17 protein-coding genes and 1 pseudogene are annotated in these 20,042 nt (G+C 57.6%); 13 read left to right on the forward strand and 5 right to left on the reverse strand.

Annotated features, from left to right (window positions below):
* Positions 1-547: 547 nt before the first annotated feature.
* A complete protein-coding gene (locus V1277_RS00480; protein ID WP_442894554.1) occupies positions 548-1,036 on the reverse strand; it encodes an NUDIX domain-containing protein in 489 nt (162 codons plus the stop codon).
* Between the two features lie 309 nt (positions 1,037-1,345).
* Here V1277_RS00480 and V1277_RS00485 point away from each other — a divergent pair, with 309 nt between their 5' ends.
* The 3 genes from V1277_RS00485 to V1277_RS00495 all read left to right on the forward strand — a co-directional run bounded on the left by V1277_RS00485 (position 1,346) and on the right by V1277_RS00495 (position 3,767).
* Complete coding sequence (locus V1277_RS00485; RefSeq protein WP_334414593.1) at positions 1,346-1,636, forward strand: hypothetical protein; 291 nt, start codon at positions 1,346-1,348, stop codon at positions 1,634-1,636.
* A gap of 233 nt (positions 1,637-1,869) precedes the next feature.
* Positions 1,870-3,015, forward strand: a complete 1,146-nt coding sequence (locus V1277_RS00490) for a carboxylate--amine ligase (RefSeq protein ID WP_334414594.1) — start codon at positions 1,870-1,872, stop codon at positions 3,013-3,015.
* Positions 2,982-3,767, forward strand: a complete 786-nt coding sequence (locus V1277_RS00495; RefSeq protein ID WP_334414595.1) for a metallophosphoesterase family protein — start codon at positions 2,982-2,984, stop codon at positions 3,765-3,767. The genes V1277_RS00490 and V1277_RS00495 overlap by 34 nt, the downstream gene beginning before the upstream one ends.
* 246 nt (positions 3,768-4,013) lie before the next feature.
* Here the strand turns inward: V1277_RS00495 and V1277_RS00500 are convergent, their stop codons facing one another.
* Positions 4,014-4,694: a response regulator transcription factor gene (locus V1277_RS00500; protein ID WP_334414596.1), complete on the reverse strand. Its 681-nt coding sequence runs from the start codon at positions 4,692-4,694 to the stop codon at positions 4,014-4,016.
* A gap of 147 nt (positions 4,695-4,841) precedes the next feature.
* Between V1277_RS00500 and V1277_RS00505 the strand changes: the two genes are divergently transcribed.
* From V1277_RS00505 to galE, 4 genes and pseudogenes are all read left to right on the forward strand, one after another.
* A complete protein-coding gene (locus V1277_RS00505; protein WP_334414597.1) occupies positions 4,842-5,114 on the forward strand; it encodes a transposase in 273 nt (90 codons plus the stop codon).
* 162 nt (positions 5,115-5,276) lie between these two features.
* Positions 5,277-5,529 (forward strand): annotated as a pseudogene (locus tag V1277_RS34910) (IS3 family transposase); the annotation flags it as partial.
* A 288-nt stretch (positions 5,530-5,817) separates the two neighbouring features.
* A complete protein-coding gene (locus V1277_RS00510) occupies positions 5,818-6,693 on the forward strand; it encodes a response regulator transcription factor (RefSeq protein WP_334414598.1) in 876 nt (291 codons plus the stop codon).
* A 160-nt stretch (positions 6,694-6,853) separates the two neighbouring features.
* Positions 6,854-7,903: a UDP-glucose 4-epimerase GalE gene (gene galE, locus V1277_RS00515; RefSeq protein ID WP_334414599.1), complete on the forward strand. Its 1,050-nt coding sequence runs from the start codon at positions 6,854-6,856 to the stop codon at positions 7,901-7,903.
* Positions 7,904-8,053: 150 nt separating this feature from the next.
* On the opposite strand, the gene V1277_RS00520 is transcribed toward galE, so the two are convergent.
* From V1277_RS00520 to V1277_RS00530, 3 genes are all read right to left on the reverse strand, one after another.
* Positions 8,054-8,218: a hypothetical protein gene (locus V1277_RS00520; protein WP_334414600.1), complete on the reverse strand. Its 165-nt coding sequence runs from the start codon at positions 8,216-8,218 to the stop codon at positions 8,054-8,056.
* Positions 8,219-8,405: 187 nt separating this feature from the next.
* Positions 8,406-9,404: a UDP-glucuronic acid decarboxylase family protein gene (locus tag V1277_RS00525; protein ID WP_334376006.1), complete on the reverse strand. Its 999-nt coding sequence runs from the start codon at positions 9,402-9,404 to the stop codon at positions 8,406-8,408.
* 141 nt (positions 9,405-9,545) lie between these two features.
* Entirely contained in the window at positions 9,546-11,009 is a 1,464-nt protein-coding gene (locus tag V1277_RS00530; protein WP_334414601.1) for a polysaccharide biosynthesis/export family protein, read from the reverse strand.
* 248 nt (positions 11,010-11,257) lie between these two features.
* Here V1277_RS00530 and V1277_RS00535 point away from each other — a divergent pair, with 248 nt between their 5' ends.
* From V1277_RS00535 to V1277_RS00560, 6 genes are all read left to right on the forward strand, one after another.
* Positions 11,258-12,754, forward strand: coding sequence for an undecaprenyl-phosphate glucose phosphotransferase (locus V1277_RS00535; RefSeq protein WP_334414602.1), 1,497 nt, complete (start codon positions 11,258-11,260; stop codon positions 12,752-12,754).
* A gap of 143 nt (positions 12,755-12,897) precedes the next feature.
* Positions 12,898-14,730: a Wzz/FepE/Etk N-terminal domain-containing protein gene (locus V1277_RS00540; protein WP_334414603.1), complete on the forward strand. Its 1,833-nt coding sequence runs from the start codon at positions 12,898-12,900 to the stop codon at positions 14,728-14,730.
* A 306-nt stretch (positions 14,731-15,036) separates the two neighbouring features.
* Entirely contained in the window at positions 15,037-16,197 is a 1,161-nt protein-coding gene (locus tag V1277_RS00545; RefSeq protein WP_334414604.1) for a glycosyltransferase family 4 protein, read from the forward strand.
* Entirely contained in the window at positions 16,194-17,564 is a 1,371-nt protein-coding gene (locus V1277_RS00550) for an O-antigen ligase family protein (RefSeq protein ID WP_334414605.1), read from the forward strand. The genes V1277_RS00545 and V1277_RS00550 overlap by 4 nt, the downstream gene beginning before the upstream one ends.
* Positions 17,565-17,566: 2 nt before the next feature.
* A complete protein-coding gene (locus V1277_RS00555) occupies positions 17,567-19,177 on the forward strand; it encodes a lipopolysaccharide biosynthesis protein (RefSeq protein ID WP_334414606.1) in 1,611 nt (536 codons plus the stop codon).
* A gap of 14 nt (positions 19,178-19,191) precedes the next feature.
* Positions 19,192-20,037 carry an FkbM family methyltransferase gene (locus V1277_RS00560; RefSeq protein WP_334414607.1) on the forward strand — a complete coding sequence of 282 codons (846 nt, stop codon included), beginning with the start codon at positions 19,192-19,194 and terminating at the stop codon, positions 20,035-20,037.
* The last annotated feature ends 5 nt before the right edge of the window (positions 20,038-20,042 follow it).

Genomic DNA, 20,042 nt, shown 5'->3' on the forward strand with positions numbered 1-20,042 from the left:
CGGTCCTCGACCTGCCCTCTGTGTAAAGCCCGCCAATCCCGCCGTACGTGGAGGGCAACGGCGGCGGCATTTACCTCATTCCGACGAATCCCAAACAATCAGGGTACGTGGTCCTTCCTGCTACCACCAACGGCATAGTGATTAGCATCCTTTACAGATGCTGGTCCACTTTCGAATCTTCCGCGCGGATTTCTGCGTCTTCCGGCAGCGATGGCACGGGCGTGACCGCTCCGTCGATCAGCAACCAAGAGCTCGTGCTGCCAGCCCTATTATCGCTTGTGCCAACAGTGATTGAACCACGGGGTGATGCCGCGCCGGTAGTCGAACCCGACGAATTGGCGGCATCTAGGGAATTCGTCCCTGGAGCATCCGGCACCTTGGCAGCATTTTCAGCTCCGCTCGGATCGCTAGCCGAAGTGTTCAGTTCACCGAAGTTTGCCGGCCCAGATGGCACGCGACCGTGGCTGCCGTCCCAGCCCCGCCAGCCGTCGGTGCGCTGGCCGCCGCCGGCCGACGCTCCACCAGGCCGTCAGCCGAGTCCTGCTAGTTAATCTTCAGCCCTAGCGAGTGCTTCTAGTAGGCGATTCAGGAACACTGCCTGACCTTTCAGTATCTTAAGCCGCGCCTCGGCAACGCTAAACCAGGACGCGCGATCGATCTCAGGGAATGATTGCCGTCGCCCAGATCGCGGAGGCCATTCCATCTCGAATGTGTTGCTCTGAAGATTGGCTGGATCCCAATCGTCTTGAATTGCCCACATGTGCACGACCTTTCCGCCTGGTTGCTTGGCACTGCCAAGCGGAATGGCTTCGCCGCCCGGACAGTGCCCGGTCTCTTCTGCGAACTCCCGATGTGCGGCCGAACGCGGGGTCTCGTCTGGTCCGATCAGGCCTTTCGGAATGGTCCAGGCACCTTGATCCTTACGATTCCAAAACGGGCCTCCCGGGTGCCCCAGCAAAACTTGAAGGTCCTTGTTCCTTTGACGGAACAGCAAGAGGCCTGCGCTTCGCATTTTGGATGAGGCGCTGACAGACATCGACGGCCTAGCAAATCGTCGCATGCAATAGTTCCGCTCCCGACAACGACCGAATTTCCCGATTATAGAAAGGCCTGCTTTGTGGATCGACCAATCAGGTTAGCCACCGAAGAAGGATGCGAGTCCCGGCCGAATTAGGGACGCAAGGCCGCATTCCGCGGTAGGCCCCGGCGCCCCTCGTACCCGCCGTTGATAGTTTGCTGGCGCGTCCGACTCGCGGGAACGCCTGAAGCGATCCTTCGGCTAATCCAGAATGGCTACCTAACCATCGCGCTTCCAATGAGGCGGAGCTTCGCCGAAGCTCCAACCATGCGAGCCGAGGAAGTGATCCGGACGTTCGAGGCGGTAAGGAGGACGATTCCCTACGAGATCGGCAAACGGCGCACGGGCGACGTTGCCGTCTGCTACGCCGATCCGACCCTTGCCAAGGAATCCATGGGCTGGAAGGCGACACGGTCGTTGACGCAGACGTGCGCCGATCATTGGCACTGGCAATCGAAGGATCCCGACGGCTACCTGCCCCCTGGCGTTCCGCCCCCGCCCATTGCTCGCTCAGCGCCGACCGGAGGTTACGCCAGGGATCATGCCGCGAATGGGTGACGTTGAGCCCAACATAGAGGCAAAACCGATACGTCGCCTCAAGGAAGCGAGAAAATCGCGGGATGAAGCAGAGCTGCCGATCGTGAAGTTACGATGAATCCAACCGAGTACGCCTTAATCAAGCCACATAGAGGGCAATGGCCACCATACTCGACATCAACTGCCGGAACATCACGGCGGACCGGCCGCCGGTTCTGCTTGCGGCTGGACCCGTCTTGCTCCGCCCGCTCGGGATGGCGGGCATTCCGGCGATCGTTGCCTCAAGTGAGGACGCCCCGGCATTCGCCTCCCGCTATTGCGGCGGGCGCTGCATCCTTCCGCCCCGGAACGAGCCAGACGCGCTGATCGAGGCGCTTCTCGATACCGGGGACCGGCTTCTCCGCGCGCTCGGCCGCCGGGTTCCCTTGATGTATGGCGAGGACTATTTCCTCGAACTCATCTACATGCATCGCGCCCGTTTCGAGGAGAAGTTTCTGCTGCTCCTGAGCGATCCGGAAGTAGCGCTCGGGCTGCTGACGAAAGACCGCTTCGAGGCGCTGGCGCGCGGCAGAGACCTTCCGGTGCCGCGCAGCCTGCCCTGGGATTTACTTTCCGAGATCGAGGACCCGGTGCTTGCCAAGCCCCGCTCGAAATTCAGCTGGTATCATTCGCCGCTTCAGATCCAGCTTTTCAGCGACCACGGCAAGGCGCTCATTTTCGAGAACGGCCGCGCTGCAGCCGCCGATCCGCGCGTCGGGCGCTTTCGCGATCATCTCACATTTCAGGAGTACGTTCGGGGAGATGATCGCCAGCTCTGGTCATTCCACGGTGTCGCCGACGAGCATGGAAAGGTCCTTGCCTCATTCGTCGGCCGGAAGTTGCGCACGTTTCCGCTACTAACCGGCGAGAGCTCGTTCATCGAGTTGATCCACGACGACGCTCTCGCGACGTTCGGGCGGCGGATAGCCGAGCAGGTGCCTCTGAAGGGCGCGTTCAAAATGGACTTCAAGACGGATGTGGAATCCGGCGAGCACTTTCTTCTTGAGGTGAACGCGCGCTTCAATCTCTGGCATTACCTCGGCGCGGCGAATGGCCTCAACCTCATGGAGGTCGCGTACGACTACCTTGTCGCGGGCAAGCGGCCACCGCCGCTGTCCTATCGCACGGACACGCGCTGGCTTTGCATGCCGCTCGATTGGCGCGCCTATCGTCAGCTCGCCGCACGTCGGCAGCTGAGCCTGATTGGCTGGCTGTCCTCGATCCTCTTTACGCGCACCGTCTACAACGTCTTCGCCTGGAGCGATCCGACGCCCCTGGCGATGGACTTCGTTCGCAAGGTTCGTAAATTGCTCGGGCTGATGAAGGTATGGTCGCGACGATGGCTCTCTATGGCGTGTTAGGCGATATCCACGGCAACCGCGAAGCTCTTGTCGCGACGCTCGCGGCGCTGGAAGATCACCGTCCCGAACAACTCCTGTGCATCGGCGACATCATCGGCTACAACGCCGATTCTGACGATTGCGTCGCTATTTTGCGGGAGTGCGGCGTCGTCTCCATTGCGGGAAACCACGATCTTATCGGCATCAGCCGCCTCGGCTTCGAGCGCTGCTCGAACAAGGCGATGCATGCGCTCAAACGCACGCGCCGACTGCTCCAGCCCGAAACCATGGAATATCTGCGCTCGCTGCCGAGAACCGTCCAGATCGAAGACAGCGTGGTGCTCGTTCACGGCGGCGTGCGCGATGTGCAACAGTACATGACCACGCCGCTTCATATCGAAGAGAACGTCCGTTACCTTCGCGCGGACTTTCCCGGCCGCCGCGTCTGCTTCTATGGTCACGTGCATCAGCAAAAGATCTTCGAGGTCGCAGACGATGGAAGCGTTCGCGACCTTCTCGCGGACGGTGTCGTGAAACTGCGGTCGGATCGGGAATACTTCGTCAATCCGGGATCACTGGACGCTTCGCGCAAGCAAGCGCCAAAATTCGCAGAATTTGCGCTTTTTGATAGCGGTCCAATGACCGTAGAATTCTTCCGCGTGCCTTATGACGATATGCTCACTGAAGCGAAGGCGGCTGGCGCCGGCTATCGCATCGGTCCGTGGCGGGACCGCTTCTACGCCCTGCAGCGTAAGGTTCCCGGTTTTCGATGAGCACCCCGGTGGAGGAGTTGACGAAAAATCTTTTCGTGAGCCAATAGTGTCCGCAAACCGCATGTCAGTATCCCGACGGTCCTCGTGAGCGAGGCCTATTGAGCCGCTCGCGGAAGCCGCGCCTTGCGCGAAGTCATGTAGCAGCGGACGCAACGCACCAGGCGGCTGTCGATCCGAGCCAACGATGCGCACGATGGTCTGCGTCAGGGCATTTGCGCTTAAGCTACGCTTCCGGGTTATTCGTTTCTAACCTCGACGACTCCGAGGCGGTTCACTTTCCAGGTAGACACTCGCTCCGTCATCCTGCGAGATCGCAATGGCTGCGAGCACCGTCCGGTTGCTGATTTCAAGCTTCTGAAAGATGTGATGGAGATGCACCTTGATGGTGCCGTTGCTGATGTTCAGGCGTCGGCCAATTTCCTTGTTCGAGAGCCCTTCGGACACCAACCGCATGATCTGGCGCTCGCGGTCTGTCAGCACAGCGACGGCGTTCTCCGTGAGCGCGCTTTGCTCCCGAAATGCGGCCTGATCGGCTGCAGGCTGCGGAAACAGCCGCCGATCTCCCGCAACCTGGCGCAAGAGCTGCACGAGAATTCCGGGCTCCACCTCCTTTGAGATGAAGCTGTAACCGTCGGTAGCGGCTGACATGACCAACTCACTTTCCACTTCAGATGAAGTGAAAAAGACGAACCGCGTGGACGGATTCTCGGTATTTACGATGGAGAGAATCTCCGGCCTGCTCACGCCAGGCATCGAGGCGTCGAGAATAGCTATGTCCGGCGCTAGATTCCGAATTGCCTCGACGCAGCCCGGACCATCCGTGAAAGATGCAACAATCTTGAAATCGGAGTGGGCTCCAAGCACGTTGCTCAAGCCCTTCAAGACTACGGGATGCCGATCCGCAATCACCACGCTGATACTACGCATTGGGCAGTCCTCAGCCTGTCCCCGATGTTAACCCCGCCCCCCAGCATTTATTCATCCCCCCTGCTCGATGCCAGAATATATAATCGACCATGACGGTAGGGCTAAACCTCCTCTGAATGAATGGACACTTGTAGTAGGCTCGGGAAGGTGTCGAATGGAAGAACGTCGGTCACGTCAGTTGTTCCGGAGGATTACAAGCGTCGAGCCGTCGAGTTGGCGATGTCGAGCCGTCGTTCGATCACGTCGGTGGCCAAGGAACTCGGTCTGCGCGACTCGGTACCGCGGCGCTGGGTGGACAAGTTCCGGCAGGAGCCGACATCGGCGGCGTGGCGCCCCACCAAGCAGACGACGCCGATGTCGGCAGACCAGGCTGGGGAGATCGCCCGGCTGCGCCAGGAGAACGAGCGGCTGCGCATGTAGCGCGACGTCTTAAAAAAGTCGATCGCGATCTTTGCCGGAACGCGGACATGAGCTTCCGCTTCATTGAGGACTACCGCGACACCGTATCTGGTACGGCTCATGTGTGCCGTGCTCGAGGTCTCGCCGGCCGGCTATTATGCTGGCGCGAGCGTCCGGGTTCGCACCACCGATAGCCGTCACACTCTGCCGATCGCGCCGAACCTGATCGCGCGTGACTTCACCGCCGCCGCTCCTAACCAGGTCTGGCTGGCCGATATCACTTACATTCCAACCGCGGAGGCTGGTTGTGTCTGGCTGCCAGCAGCGGCCGGGTGCCGGATTGATCCATCATTCCGATCGCGGCGTGCAGTACGCTTCACATGAATATCAGTCGGTCCTCGCCGCAGCCGACATCATCGCATCGATGAGCCGCAAGGCCCGACGGCCGTTTGCTCCTATGACCGATACCCTGCACGTAACGGACGGCTTATAACCAAAGGTATATTTGGATAGCGGGAATTCGAATCTAACATCCGAGTCATCGAAATTCATCAACCCGACGCTGCAAAAGTAGAACAATTCCACCCGACTGAAGCTGCCAAATTCCAGAAAGACGAAGGCGAAGAAGGCTCCATCGATCGGAAAAGCCCCGATTCAAGGCCAGAATTACCGTGTTCTTGCATTTGTCGAAATTGTCAAATTGCGTAATGGCTGGGAGGGTGAAATGCGGAGGCGGCGATCTTTTGCAACGTGCATCGTCGGGAAAAGCGTACTGATCAGAGAGGGTATTGCTAGAATTCTAGGCGCGGCAAATTTTCGCACCCTTGCGTCGGTGTCATGCGCCGATGATTTGTCGCCGAACAAATTCCAATCGCACCCATCGCTGGTTCTCATTGTCCATGCGGGCGATGATTTCGAATCCGCCGTTGAACAAATTGAGCACTCGCGGGAGCGGCATCCGAAAGCACGCATTGCGGTCGTAGCCGACCACTATCGGCTAGAAGAGATGGTTGCGGCCTTCCAGGCGGGCGCCAGCGGCTATTTCATCGATGTCATGACGTGCGATGTATTCGTCAAATCCATTGAACTGGTGATGATGGGTGAAACAATCTTTCCGCCGGCATTCATGTCATCCATTCTCCAGCCTGAAAGCGACCAACGCGCCAGGCCGGAGCCGCGCAACGACAATGCTCGGGCGATCGCCTTCACCGCGGAGCGCAGCATTACGCAACAACTGTCCCCTCGGGAACAATCAATCATGCAATGCCTGATCGCGGGCGATTCCAACAAGTCCATAGCGCGCAAGATCGATATCGCGGAGGCGACCGTAAAGGTTCATGTCAAGGCGATCCTTCGCAAGATCCGGGTCCAGAACCGGACCCAAGCAGCAATTTGGGGGATGAATAACGGTTCACTGGTGCGGCCGAAAATTAATGGCGGTACAAGCGAGCAATTTCCGGATTCGCTCCCGATTGTTTCCAATAGCAAGCAGATCGAGGGAGTAGTACGGCCCCAGTTGATCCATCAACCCACCGATCGCGTGAAGGCTCCCAACATTGGCCGCCTGATACGCAGCGGAACAGCACGGCTCGGAAAATAGGCCGGGCAACTATCAGGACTCTCGCGGCCCTTGGTTCTTGAGCGGAATTATACCGAAGCTGTCGATTGCCCTGAGCCGGTTGTGCGCATGTTGTGTAGGACAAGATCGAGGCCAGCGAGGCCCGGCATGACTGCGCAACTGCCTAACGGAAAGCTCCGACATGATCCTATTGACCGGAGGCGCTGGCTACATCGGGTCCCATGTCTCTGTCGCGTTACTTGACGCTGGGCTCGATGTCGTCGCGGTCGATAACCTCTCCAACAGCAACGAAGCGTCTCTCGAACGTGTGCAAGCCATTTGCGGACGATCGCTCGTCTTTCGACATGCCGACATCTGTAACGAAGATGCGATCTACGAGATATTGCGTGCTTACGAAGTGACCGCCGTCATTCACCTCGCGGGGTTCAAGGCGGTAGGCGATTCCGGCGTTCGGCCCATGAGTTATTACGAGAATAACGTCTTGGGAACGATGCGGCTGGTGTCTGCCATGACGAGAGCAAGCGTGAAGACGCTCGTTTTTAGTTCGTCCGCAACCGTTTATGGGTCTCCCATGTACCTGCCGCTGGACGAGAAGCATCCCGTCGGACCGACCAATCCGTACGGCCGCACAAAGCTTTTCATCGAAGAAATACTACGGGATCTTTATAGGTCCGATGAAAGTTGGCAGATTGGTATTCTGCGCTACTTCAATCCGGTTGGTGCGCATGAAAGCGGGCTCATCGGTGAAGACCCTTTGGGCGTTCCGAGCAACCTGTTGCCGTTTGTGGCGCAAGTGGCGATCGGAAAGCGTGAGAAGCTACACATTTGGGGAAACGACTATGATACTTCGGATGGCACGGGAATCCGCGACTTTATTCATGTCGTAGATCTTGCATCCGGGCATCTAAGTGCTCTGAACCACCTGAAACAACCCGGCGTACTGACCGTCAATCTCGGAACAGGAAGCGGGAGCAGCGTCTTGGAGGTGGTTCGGACATTCGAGGTTGTGAGCGGCAGGCGAATTCCCTACGTGATCGACGAACGCAGGGTTGGTGACGTTGCAATTTGTTATGCTGATCCGACGCTCGCGAGGAAGCTATTGGGCTGGACATCAAGGCGATCATTGACACAGATGTGCGCCGACCATTGGCGTTGGCAGATGAAAAACCCAAACGGCTATCGTGGCACCCAGCTCTTGAAGGTTCGCGAACAGTCGCAGCCCGTTCATTGAAATCGTCCACGTATTGCGCGGCCTCGCGGCCGCCGGTAGGGCAACGGTCATAATCCGGGCGTGGATGAAGAACAGCGACTGCCCAGATGTAGCCAGCACTCCCGCTCAATAGGGCTGTCTCGGACGCTTTCCGCGGTCGCCCCAATGGTGCTACCGACGCAGCGCCTCAATTCGTGCTTTCGCCTCCTTGGTTCCTGCAGCGTCGGCCTTCGCGTAGAGGTCTTGCGCCTTGACCGCATCGCGCGGCGGCTGGCGGATGCACAACAAGCGATGGCTGTCTGCAATTTCTGTTGCGATGCGCCCCACCGATGCCAACCCTATTGCTCGCAGGAGGAGCCTTCCTACCTCTTCGGATTAGGCTACCGCGCGTCTACCCTGCACCGGGACACAATGCCTCGAGCATTGCATTCCATCGTTCCCTCCGGTCGCGCGCCCTGGGTGACCATCTTGGCGTCCTGAGGAGCCGCCAGCGACGGAACGCATCAACTGTTTCCGTTCAAGCCTAGACGGCAACCAGATGTGGCTCCTCCTGTTTGCGGGCTCGGCGCGCGTAGTCGCGGCGAAAAAATGCAACGGTCGGCCTCAGTCCGTCTTGCAGTCTTACGGTCGGTTGCCAGCCCAATTCGGCTTTGGCGAGGGAAGTATCGGGTCGGCGTTGTCTGGGGTCGTCGCGGGGCAACGGTAAATTGACAAGTTTTGACGACGAGCCGGTTTCGGCGAGCACCAGTTCCGCAAGCTCGCGAATCGTGAATTCTCCTTCATTTCCCAAATTGACTGGTCCGATGAATGAATCTCGACTGTCCATGAGGCGCACCAGACCGTCTATCAAGTCATCAACGTAACAGAATGAACGCGTCTGGCTGCCGTTGCCATAGAGTGTAATCGGCTCGCCGCTGAGTGCCTGAATAATGAAATTGGACACTACTCGACCGTCATTCCAATGCATCCGCGGACCGTATGTGTTGAAGATACGAGCGACCTTGATTTCGACACCGCATTGTCGATGATAATCGAAGAATAAGGTTTCGGCGCAACGCTTTCCCTCATCATAGCAGGATCGAGGTCCAACGGGGTTCACATGACCCCAATAATCCTCGGTTTGAGGATGAACCGAAGGATCGCCATAAACCTCGCTTGTCGAAGCCTGTAGAATTCGGCACTTCAGACGCTTGGCGAGGCCCAGCATGTTAATCGCGCCGAGGACCGACGTTTTTGTGGTCTGCACCGGGTCGTGCTGGTACTGAATCGGCGACGCCGGGCAGGCCAAATTGTAGATTTCGTCGACTTCGACGTACAAGGGAAAGGTGATGTCGTGGCGTATGAATTCAAAGCGCGGAGTTGCATGCAGATGTCCAATGTTGTGCTTGGTTCCCGTGAAGAGATTGTCCGCGCAGACAACGTCATGGCCGTCGGAAAGCAGTCGATCGATTAGATGGGAGCCTAGAAAGCCGGCTCCACCGGTGACCAGAACGCGTTTGCAACTATCATAATTGCGTCGCATATTACTCTCCGTTCGAAATCAATGGGCTGACGCTGCATTGTGGCAGCGGCGTCGACAGTCACCTCCCAGACGTGGCGCCCTTCCGATCCGAGGGCATCTCGCGCAGCGAATCGCCCCCGGTCGTATCGGTCCGGCCCATCGCTATGGAGTAGTTGAAGAACTGCTCTGCCTCTGGAGAGCCGCACCAAGACCGTCCTGATATCGCAGGGTGACCTCGACGGCATCCCCCGGACGCAGTTCGGTATCTTCGCTTGCGACAATCCGTTCCGGTCCCTTCTCGCTTTTTCTAACGATGGCAATCTCCGCTCTCGTGTCCGCTCCTCGTACGAGCTGTGATCGAACCATCGCGGTATACTGAATCTTCTCGGCGACGCTCTGCAGCTTTTCGCGAATTTGGTTGAGCTTTACGCTGGTGTCCTGCAACTCGCGGAGCAGATCGAGCCGTCGCTGGTCGTCGAGCTTTACCAGCCTTCTGGCGACCTCGTCCTGGTGCTGCTTGATCGACAATAGTTGCGCAGAGGTCTGCAGCTTCCGAGTCGATGACAGCAGCACCCCGCGCCGGGCATCCGTAACGCGAGGGCTGGTCAAGGACCCCTTGCCGTAGAGATCGGACACTTTCTGCAGTTCTTCGAGGTCTGACTGCAATCCCTCTTCCTCTTTCTTCTGCTGCTCCGAGAGCACGCGGACCTGATCCTCTCCCTGTCGGACGCTGCGCTGAAGGAACTCCTTCTCCCGCTGATAGTCACTCTGCTTTGTCTTCAGATATTCCGTTTCTGCATTGACGATTTCCGATATCGTCGATCGAGCTACGGGCACGTCCGTCAGAACGCCTGGATTGAGTTGCGTCCGCTCTCCGAGCTCATTCTTGATACGCCACATACGCGCCTGCTCTTTGGCGAGTTCTGTCCAAAGCGATCCGTACTCGCTTCTCAAGTCCGCCGACTCGAGATAGGGATTACTCATTCTGATACGCATGATGTCGTAGCCACCCGCCATGGCGACGAGTTGGCGCGCGGTGATGGCGGGACGATAAGAGTACTCACCCGGCTTCGACACGTCCCCATTTACGTATAGGGGCCTGTATTCGGCCACGATCGCCGTAACCTCATCTGCGTCAATCACGATGACGCCCTCACGGCCATCCGGAGCCCTCTGTCGATACACCTTGCTAGCCAGTGCGGACCCAATTTTGGATCGGATCTGCGGCAGGGAGAGGCCGGCTACTGGAACCGTTCCGACTAGTGGTAATGAAATGTTCCCGTCAATTTGGACGGCAGCACGATGCCGCAGGTCCGGCACGCCTGCCACCGCGACCTCCAGTACATCTCCAACATTTACTCGATACTCGGCGTTGGCTTGAGTGACGGAAATCGTCAGGCCGACAGCCACCAAGCCCCATCTGCAACGACCCAAGCTGCCGCCAAAGGCATCGATACGAATGCAATTGCGCTGTCTGGAGTTCGGCATGGCGGCAACTCTCTGTACGGACGTATTCACCTTCACCGGAAATCCTTCGAATCGTTTCGCGGAAGGCAGCACATAGCCATCCCGCGCATCCGGCCGACCGTCGAGCCAGACGCTCCGCAAAATCAACGTTCTGTTCACTCATTGGGCGCCGGACCGCTCAGTGCCCTCTTCCGCCATGTTCGATTGATCCTCTATCAACGTCGCATTCTCATCATTGGAAGGGGCATTGCGAGCCGATTGCTTTCCAACAATTTTAGTCCCGCAATGCCGCAGCTCAATCGACCATCGTAGTTACCCCTTTCTACCCATTTATAGCCACTTCGAACCGTTGTCTCCGATGGTACTGATTTGGCCAGCGAGACAGAGTGACTGGGTGGCAAGGTGCTATGAGTTATGCCTCGTTTGCCAATGTGCCGGCCTCTACCAAGTTTCCAGCAGAGTCGGTCGACGTCGGCAGGGAAACCCCAGCACGCATCGGCAGGGGCCGCTTGGCTGTCCTGTTGGCACTGGCAGCGGCGAGCGAATTCCTGCTCGTAACCGCTGCGGCCTATGCCGCAGCCTTCCTCTATTATCGGTTGGTCCTGCTGCACTCGCCGGATCCCGCCCAGTACATTCCGGAATCCCTTCTGATCGCTACCTTGCAATTGCTGGTTTCCATAGGGCACCGGCAATACTCACGGATTCAGACGCAGCCCCGCCACGTCTTCCTATGGAACGGCGCCAGCGGCGTCTTCCTCGTATTCTCCTTCTTTGTCTCGACGATATTCCTTTTGAAAGTCTCCGAAGACTACTCGCGCGCTACTGTCATAGCTCAAGCTGTGAGCGTTCTCCTTACGGTGCTCTGCACCCGTGCACTTTGGTTCTCATTACTACAGCCTTCGATTGCCTCAGGGTTGATAGATGCCAGGCGCGTCATTCTCATAGGAGACCCGAATCACTGCTTGCATTTTTCCGCGCGAGCAGCCGCCACCGGAATTCGAACCATCCGCTCGTTCGACTTTCCGACATTTCGCGCCGACTCTTCAGGACCGTCGCGCACCAGCACCGTCCAAGTGCTGCCTGATGCCCGCCCACTGGTCGCGGATTGCCGACCCCTTCGAGCGGATGACGTTGTAATTTTGACGTCGGAGCCGGATATTCCGGTTGCTCTCGTCCTTGCCGGCGCCCTATCCGAGCTCCCAGTTGACGTTCACGTCGTCCCTGTTGGGACTGTCGATCTCATGGCCGTGTCGCGGATCACTCAGTTCGGCAACATGGTGACGATGCGGATCTTTCAGTGTCCCCTCACTCCATTCAACCGAGCAATAAAGCGAGCATTCGACGTCGTCGCTGCAATCGCCGGACTTATTGTAGCTAGCCCCGTCCTCGCTATCGTGGCGTTTGCAATCAAGCTCGACTCCCGTGGGCCCGTGCTATTTCGTCAGAGGCGGCATGGCTACAACAACGAGCCCATTCACGTGCTTAAATTCAGATCCATGACCGTGATGGAAGAAGGCGACAATTTCAGACCTGCCACCAGACACGATCCACGTGTGACTCGTCTGGGACGTATCATGCGCCGTACGAACATCGATGAGCTTCCACAGCTATTGAATGTTCTCGTCGGCGACATGTCGCTCGTCGGGCCCCGTCCACAGCCAACCGCTCAAAACGAGGCGTTCGCTGAGCTGATTTCGTCATTTTTCCGTCGTCACAACGTCAAGCCTGGCATTACCGGCTGGGCTCAGGTCAATGGGTACCGTGGCGACACCGATACTCTCGAGAAGATGCAGCGCCGTGTGGAGCATGATCTCTACTATATCGACAACTGGTCGCTTCTTTTCGATCTCAAAATCATGGTCATGACCCTCTTTTCCAGAAAGGTGTACTGGAATGCTTATTAACGCGGCTCCGTCTGCTGCAACCAACCGACCTTTTCATTTAGTGAATCCCCAGGGTGCATTGGAATTGGGCATCCGCACCCCGTGCGCTTCGTATCATGATGTGCGGAGCCTCAGGTTGACACCACTAGCGGCAGTACAAGAAAATGCTGAAGACCAATAGACCGGACAATCCGGTAGAATCGGACGCTATGCCCCCTGAATTTCGCTTGCCGACCGAGTCGCTGGCAGGAGGGGTGGCATTCATTCGACGGCGCACCTCGCTCATATTATCGACGTGTTTGATAACGCTTGGCGTTGGTCTCCTCTACCTCATTGCTGCAGTGCCGACGTTTACTGCCGACGCGCAACTCGTCGTAGAGTCGAAAGCGGCTGCGAGAGACGCCGCGTCCGTATCAACGATCGTGGAAAGTCAGATCGCAATCATAAAGTCTGAGAGTATCGCTCGTGCCGTAATAGGGAAACTAAGCCTGGCAGAGGATCCGGAATTTGTCCCGGAAAATGGCGTCCTGCGCAGCATGATCAAATCGATATCCCGGCTGCTCGGCTGGATCAAACCGGAAACGGAATCTGGCGCAACGAGGTATGCCCTGAGATCGTTCGAACGCAAGCTTTCGGCCAAGCGCGTCGGCCTTACGTACATTATCGAGATTAGCTTCGACTCCGTCGATCCTGACCGAGCGACGCAGATCCTCAACACCGTTGCGGAAACATATATCGCCGATCAAATGGACTCAAAATACAAATCGGTTTTGCGAAATGAGAAGTGGGTCAAGGATCGGATAAGCGAGCTGAGCAACGAAGCGTCGACTGCCCAAAAAGCATTGACGAACTATCGAAAGAACAGGAACGATACCGCGGATTCCGCAGAGACGGTCGATGCGGGCACACCCGCGTCCCAATTGACGGCGAGGACGCAAGGTGAGCTCCGAGAATTGGAGGCCGCCGCGGAATCCACCGCCAGGACTTATGATAATTTTCTCCGTCTCCTGCGTTACATCGAGGCGCAGCAGCAATCCTCGCCGGTATTGGAAGCCCGTCTGCTCGCCGAAGCTTCCCGTCCCTTGAGGGCCAGTTCGCCAAAAGTCGGAGTCGTGCTTGGAATATCGACCATTGGAGGCGCGCTTCTCGGCGTCGTTCTCGGAATGCTGCGCGATCTGTCAGATCGAAGCCTCCGCACCAGCGAGCAAGTCTGGAAAGCGCTTCAGATCGCCTGCATCGGAGTTGTCCCAGGGATCAAGTCCGACGGCGCCGTGCTTGGCTCGTTGTTTGCGGATAGCGCGCGTCGCCACAAGCGTGCTTTATCCAACTCTGTGGCTAGAAAGATCGCGCGTAGCGCGAGTCCAATCTGGACCATTACGGATGCGCCACAGTCTCGATTTGCGGATTCATTTATTGAGATCAAGCTAGCCATCGATTCCATGAACCGTCGGGGCAAGCGAAACCAGGTTATCGGGATTACCTCAACGCAAGCCGACGAGGGCAAGTCGACTGTTGCAGCGGCCTTGGCGTTACTCATGGCAAACACTGGGGCCAGAGTTATTTTGGTGGACTGCAACTTACGAAATCAATCACTCTCGGCCGCATTGGCTCCGTCTGCGGAACTTGGTGTTTTGGATGTCATGTCGGGAACGGCTTCAGTGCACGAAACGGCGTGGATCGAGTCCACAACACAATTGGCTTTTCTACCGGTCGGCAACAAATCTCGACCAATCTACGCGAGTGAAGTCCTAGCATCTGAGCTGCTCGACAAATTGATTTGTACTCTTCGCCAAGACTACGAATACGTCATTGTTGATTTGCCGGCAGTGGAACCGTTTGCGGACGCGCGGGCCGCGGTGAATGTGTTGGATTCGTTCATTTTTGTGATTGAAGCGAGCCGTACGAATGCCGATGTCGTAAAGCGCGGGCTCGATGTTATTCGACATGAGAACGTCGCCGGCATCGTACTCAATAAAGCAAAATGCGATGGCGTATAGGCGCATCTGGTATGCAAAGCGCGTGGTGCGAAGCTCTGCTGGTCCGTTCGTTAAGCAAATGCAAAGTACTGTTCGATGAGCCTGTCTATCAACAACGGAGATAGTGATCACCATCTCGGTGACCGCCGATCTGCTGAACTCGGAATGTCGCTCCGAGTCGTGCCGAAAGGACCTGCCCACAAAGCCGGTGCGCCGGGCCCGATTGCAGCGTTCGGTGAAAAGCCGGCTCGTGATTACCTGGTCTCCGAGGCGAGCTACCGACTATTCTGCGTTGCCAAGGATCGTTATCCCCCGTTTCGAGTGGACATGACCGAGCTGTTTTCACGGTGGCTCGTAGGTACGGGATGTCGCGTCGACTGGTTGATGGCGAGAAGCGGCCCCGGTCCTTCGGAGATTGTGATTGCTTCGCCTGGGGAGCGCACTTTCGTGCTCGGCAGCGGATCGATCCGCGCCCGGCTCGCAGGTCTGCGCCTCATGCTAAGGGCCGGCCTCGCCATTCTGCGCGGCGAGTACGACATTGTTCAGGCTCGCGACCGGTCGACATCATCACTTCTATTTCTCTTGCTGGCCAGATTGGCCGGTCGGCCGTTCGTATACTGGATGTCCTTTCCAATGCTGGAAGAAACACTCCAGCGGGCTCGCGACCGAAGAGAAGCTATTCCCGGCTGGCGCCGGTTGGCGATGCGGGCCTATGTGACGGCGGGAAGGCCTATCCTTTACCGCATCGTTCTGCAGGCCGCGGATCACGTCTTTGCCCAGAGCGCGCGAATGAAGGCCACACTCATTGAACGGGGGGTCGCGGCGCACAAAATAACGCCGGTTCCGATGGCGGTCTCGGTTGATCGATTCAACCTATCGAACATAGCACCGACCGATGACCGGCGCCTGGGCGGGAGGAATGTCCTCCTCTACATCGGATCGAGCGGGCCGAGCCGCCGGATCGACGTCATCGTTCGGGCGCTGGGCGCGGTGGTGCGCAAGGGCTATGACGCCGTTCTCGTGCTGCTTGGCAACACGCGACCGACGGATCGCGACTCATTGCTTGACATCGCCAAGGAGGAAGGGATGGCTGATCGGCTGATCTTCACCGGGCATCTCCCCCTTGCACAGGCGCTCGGCTATGTCCGGCGCGCAGATGTCTGTCTGTCCCCCTACCCCCCCATCCCGATTTTAGCCGACGGAACCCCGACCAAGCTGGTGGAGTATCTTGCGATGGGCCGTCCGGTGGTCGCGAACGATCATCCCGACCAGCGCGAGATCCTGGAGGCGAGTGGAGCAGGATTGATTACCGACCTCTCTTCCGAAGGTTTCGCCGAGGCAATCGCCACTCTGCTTTCCGATAGAACCGTCGCGGAGTCCATGGCTGGGCGCGGCCCGCCCTGGATTGCTGCACACCGATCGTACGCCGTGCTTGCCGAGTTGGTCAGCTCCGTGTACGCGGAGCTTGTTCGAGTGAGACCACGGTGACGCCCGCAGGTTTGCCCCTAACCTATCAGTTCCGCGAGGAGGCTCGCCCGATACCCGCTGGGGACGTGTCCCGCAATTCTGCGAGTACGCCGGCCCATACATTCCTGATCATCTTCCTCGCAGCCGGTCTGCTGTTCGAAATCGGCGCATTCCGAATGCAGTTGTCTGGAAACGATCCCTTCGTCCCGATCGACGTGGGAGCAGCATCCATGACGGTCCAGATCCTGCTCGGATCGATCATTCTTGCTGCTGGCGGACTGCTCCTTTGCTCACGTCGGGCGAGCGACATGGCGCTCGGCACTTGGCCCATTTTCCTAATGCCGGCCATGGCGTTTGCGTCGATGCTTTGGTCTCCCGATCCCGGCTTCACGCTTCGAAAGGGCGTCGCCTTCACCGGATCGGTGCTGTTCGGGTTTTTGGTGGCGACAGTATTGAATACCCAAGACGCCGTTCGGCTGTTAGGCCGCGTCCTGTCGCTCACAATCTTGCTCAGCGTCGTTTATGTATTTCTTGCTCCGCGCTACGGAGTGCACAATGCTTCAGATTATTTCCAGTCAGTGCACGTCGGACACTGGCGCGGGGTTTTTTCCCATCGGACTGCATTGGGGCACGTCGCCGGCGTCAGCATGGGTTTGCTAATCTGCTATGGAAGCCTCATATGGCCGTCACGCATCATTCGCTATGGGATCGTGATTGTTTCAATTGCGTGTATCATTAACGCCGGCTCTGGTGGCGGCTTCCTGACGGCAGCAATCTTTCCCTCGGCGCTACTAGTCACGCAATGGTTGACCAGATTAAAACCCGCTCGCCGCGGCACGGTCCTCCTCTTGCTGCTCGCAACCATGCTGCCGGTGTTCCTTTTTGCACCGAAGCTGCTTACCGCGGTGCTTTCCGTCCTTGGTAAGCAACCCGATCTAACAGGTCGTATCCCCTTGTGGGACACGTTACTCATCTTGGCACAGGAGCACCTTCTCTTTGGGTACGGATATGCCGCCGGTTTCGTCTACGAGGTCCAACCCCAGATTTTGGCCGCGACGGGATACGAATATCCGCACTGCCACAATGGGTATCTTGAGGTACTGATTGCCTTCGGCTATTTCGGGCTTGGTATCTGCTTAGCTGTCATAATCTGGCTCTTGACGGTAACGGGGCGGCTCGTTGTCGCTCCTCCCGCTCACCTCGGTCATTTGAGTGGGTTTCCCTTCGTTGTTGTCATCTACACGCTTGGCGCCAACTGCATCGAATCCTATCTGATAACCGAGTGCTACGCAGTCGTACTGCTTGCACTGGCAGCGGGTCTCACAACAAGAGCAAGGGTTGAAGTGCGAGACCTCCACGCGCTTACCGCCAGCTTCCGCCGGGGTTGACCATGTATAGCCAAAGTCAATTGAGCGCTGGCGGGAGCAACCGGTCGCTCCCTGAAGGACGAGACGAAATTTACGTCAGGCCCCGAATTAGGCGTGCGCTTTGCATTCATATCAGTGCGAGAGCCGCGAACCTGATCCTCGCATTCGGATTTCAGGTCCTCGTCGTCAAGAGTCTGCCGGTCGGGGACTACGCGACCTACGCCATCCTTCTTGCCGCCTTGATGCTCGGGCAGAACATATTGTCATTCGGCATCGAACGGACGGTGTACCGGTTTGTCCCCGATCTAACATTGCGCGGAGAACGCGACGCATTGCTCGCCCTGGGGCTCGGGATCGTGGTGGCGCGCGTCGCCGGGATTACGCTGTTCCTCATCGCTATCGAATACGGCTTCCTCGACTGGTTCACGTCCGAAAAGCTTACAACCACCACGCGTATCGCATTCACCGTATGGTACATCGCGACAAGCATCTTCAGTGATGCCGATGCGCTGGCGCAGACCTGGATTGCTCATACCCGGTTAGCAATCGCGACGACCGTGGAAATCATCAGCCGCTTTGCCGCGGTCGTAGTCCTTCTCGCAACGGGCCACGCCGCTACCGCCGAGCTGATTGTTGTGAGCAGCGCCGCGACTGCCCTGCTGGCGCTGGCCACGGTCGTCATCCTTCTTGTGCCAGTCGTCACCCGGTTGTGGCGAAGCCAGGTCGCCGCGGACACTCCTATGCCGATCTACGTTAAGCAAGCGCCACGCTTCGCTGCAACGATCTATCTGGCACACTTTGCCTGGGTGGTATCGAACCCTTCCGTCGTGCGGCTGGTAGCGGCCACTGGTCTCGACGTGCTGGCCCTTGCCGGATTTTCCTTTGCACAAAGTCTCCTGGGATCGCTGCAGCGTGGCCTCCCAGGGAGACTGGTGCTGCCGGGCTTGGAGCCGATGGTCATGGCCAACATGGCCCAGGGGGTATCGCGCGAAAGACTTTTCGCTCCGCTATCGCTTGTATACAAGCTCGACCTCGTTTGTAGTCTTGCTATCGTGATAGCCACTTCGGTAGCCGGCGAAGCGATCGTCCGGATACTGGCGACGCCGGCATATGCCGAATATTTCTTTGTGTTGCCGGTGCTTGCGGGCATGATGGCTATCAACACAGCCTACAGAATTTTCGAAATCGTAGGTAATTTAAATTTCAAGCAGAAGGTGTTCCTGCTCCTGTCTCCCCTTGGATTGGCGTCGGCCGGTGCGATCTATGTCACCATAGGAAGGTACGGCATTTGGAGCGCACTTGCGTTCCCTATGGTAGAGAGTTTTGCAAGGTTTTGCATTTTTCTATTTGTTTATCGAAGAGAGATGGTGGGTCGTGCCATCGACCTCGTAACGATGACTCAATTCGCCCTCGTCGGCCTTCCTATTATCCTGGCGGGTTTGGCCGTCAAGGAAGTGATCGGAGTTGCCTCAGATCATGCAGCGCTAGCCGTCGCGGGCGGATGCGTCGCCGCGATGATCGGCGCCATTCTCCTCCTGCGCCCGATACGCCCGGACGAGCGGGAGGTGGCATTGAGCATCATACCTGAATCGTGGTCTGGGCCTCGCAATCTTACCGTGTGGCTAACGCGTTGATCGGGGAGGATGAGATGGCCGAGTTGAAACATCCAGATTTGGTTTACGACGTCGGAATGAGCCGAGGTGAAGATACTGAATTCTATTTGAAGAAAGGCTACCGGGTTGTTGGTTTCGAGGCCGATCCGCTGCTTGTGGATCACTGCCGAAAGCGCTTTGCGGCTGCGCTCGCAGACGGTCAGTTAAATATTGTTCCAGGTGTGATCTGCCCTGATCCACCAGCGTCTGGAAGTGTCGCTTTTTATCGCAGCACGAACGATCAGTGGGGTACCGCCCGTCTGGAGTGGGCCGAGCGAAACCAACAGCTCGGGAGCAGCTCTTCGGTGATACAGCTTGAGACGGTTGATTTCGCCGGGTGTCTCGCCAAGTTCGGAATCCCTCATTATATGAAGATCGATATAGAGGGTGCGGACCTCGTCTGCGCCAAGATGCTGCTGCAGTTTACGGAACGCCCAGACTATCTCTCGATCGAGTCCACAAAAACGGATTTCTCGGCTCTACTCGGCGAGTTTGATCTCTTGTCCAAGCTTGGTTACTCCCGCTTTGCGGTAGTGCAGCAGCAGACGATCGATGGCAGGTCGTATGAGGGACAATCGCTTACCGGCAATACGGTACGACACGTCTTTCCGCGGGGGGCATCAGGGCCCTTCGGTACCGAGATCGCGGAGCCGTATTTGTCGCAGGCTGACGCGATCAGGGATTATGAACGTATTTTTAGAATGTACCGATTGTTCGGCGACGACTCGCCCTTGCGGCGGAACATCATTGGCCGGCAGCTCTACAAGACCTCGTCGCGTCTGCAGAAACATCTCCGAGTGGCGATACCTGGTTGGTATGATACCCACGCGGCGCTGCATTGAAAGTG

The organism is Bradyrhizobium sp. AZCC 1588 (genome assembly GCF_036924735.1).
In the GTDB taxonomy this organism is placed as follows: Bacteria; Pseudomonadota; Alphaproteobacteria; order Rhizobiales; family Xanthobacteraceae; genus Bradyrhizobium.

Coding starts and splice junctions, on each gene's coding strand:
- V1277_RS00480 (WP_442894554.1), bottom strand. CDS start 1,036: ATGTCTGTCAGCGCCTCATCCAAAATGCGAAGCGCAGGCCTCTTGCTG.
- V1277_RS00485 (WP_334414593.1), top strand. CDS start 1,346: ATGCGAGCCGAGGAAGTGATCCGGACGTTCGAGGCGGTAAGGAGGACG.
- V1277_RS00490 (WP_334414594.1), top strand. CDS start 1,870: ATGGCGGGCATTCCGGCGATCGTTGCCTCAAGTGAGGACGCCCCGGCA.
- V1277_RS00495 (WP_334414595.1), top strand. CDS start 2,982: ATGGTCGCGACGATGGCTCTCTATGGCGTGTTAGGCGATATCCACGGC.
- V1277_RS00500 (WP_334414596.1), bottom strand. CDS start 4,694: ATGCGTAGTATCAGCGTGGTGATTGCGGATCGGCATCCCGTAGTCTTG.
- V1277_RS00510 (WP_334414598.1), top strand. CDS start 5,818: ATGCGGAGGCGGCGATCTTTTGCAACGTGCATCGTCGGGAAAAGCGTA.
- galE (WP_334414599.1), top strand. CDS start 6,854: ATGATCCTATTGACCGGAGGCGCTGGCTACATCGGGTCCCATGTCTCT.
- V1277_RS00525 (WP_334376006.1), bottom strand. CDS start 9,404: ATGCGACGCAATTATGATAGTTGCAAACGCGTTCTGGTCACCGGTGGA.
- V1277_RS00535 (WP_334414602.1), top strand. CDS start 11,258: ATGAGTTATGCCTCGTTTGCCAATGTGCCGGCCTCTACCAAGTTTCCA.
- V1277_RS00540 (WP_334414603.1), top strand. CDS start 12,898: ATGCTGAAGACCAATAGACCGGACAATCCGGTAGAATCGGACGCTATG.
- V1277_RS00545 (WP_334414604.1), top strand. CDS start 15,037: ATGACCGAGCTGTTTTCACGGTGGCTCGTAGGTACGGGATGTCGCGTC.
- V1277_RS00555 (WP_334414606.1), top strand. CDS start 17,567: ATGTATAGCCAAAGTCAATTGAGCGCTGGCGGGAGCAACCGGTCGCTC.
- V1277_RS00560 (WP_334414607.1), top strand. CDS start 19,192: ATGGCCGAGTTGAAACATCCAGATTTGGTTTACGACGTCGGAATGAGC.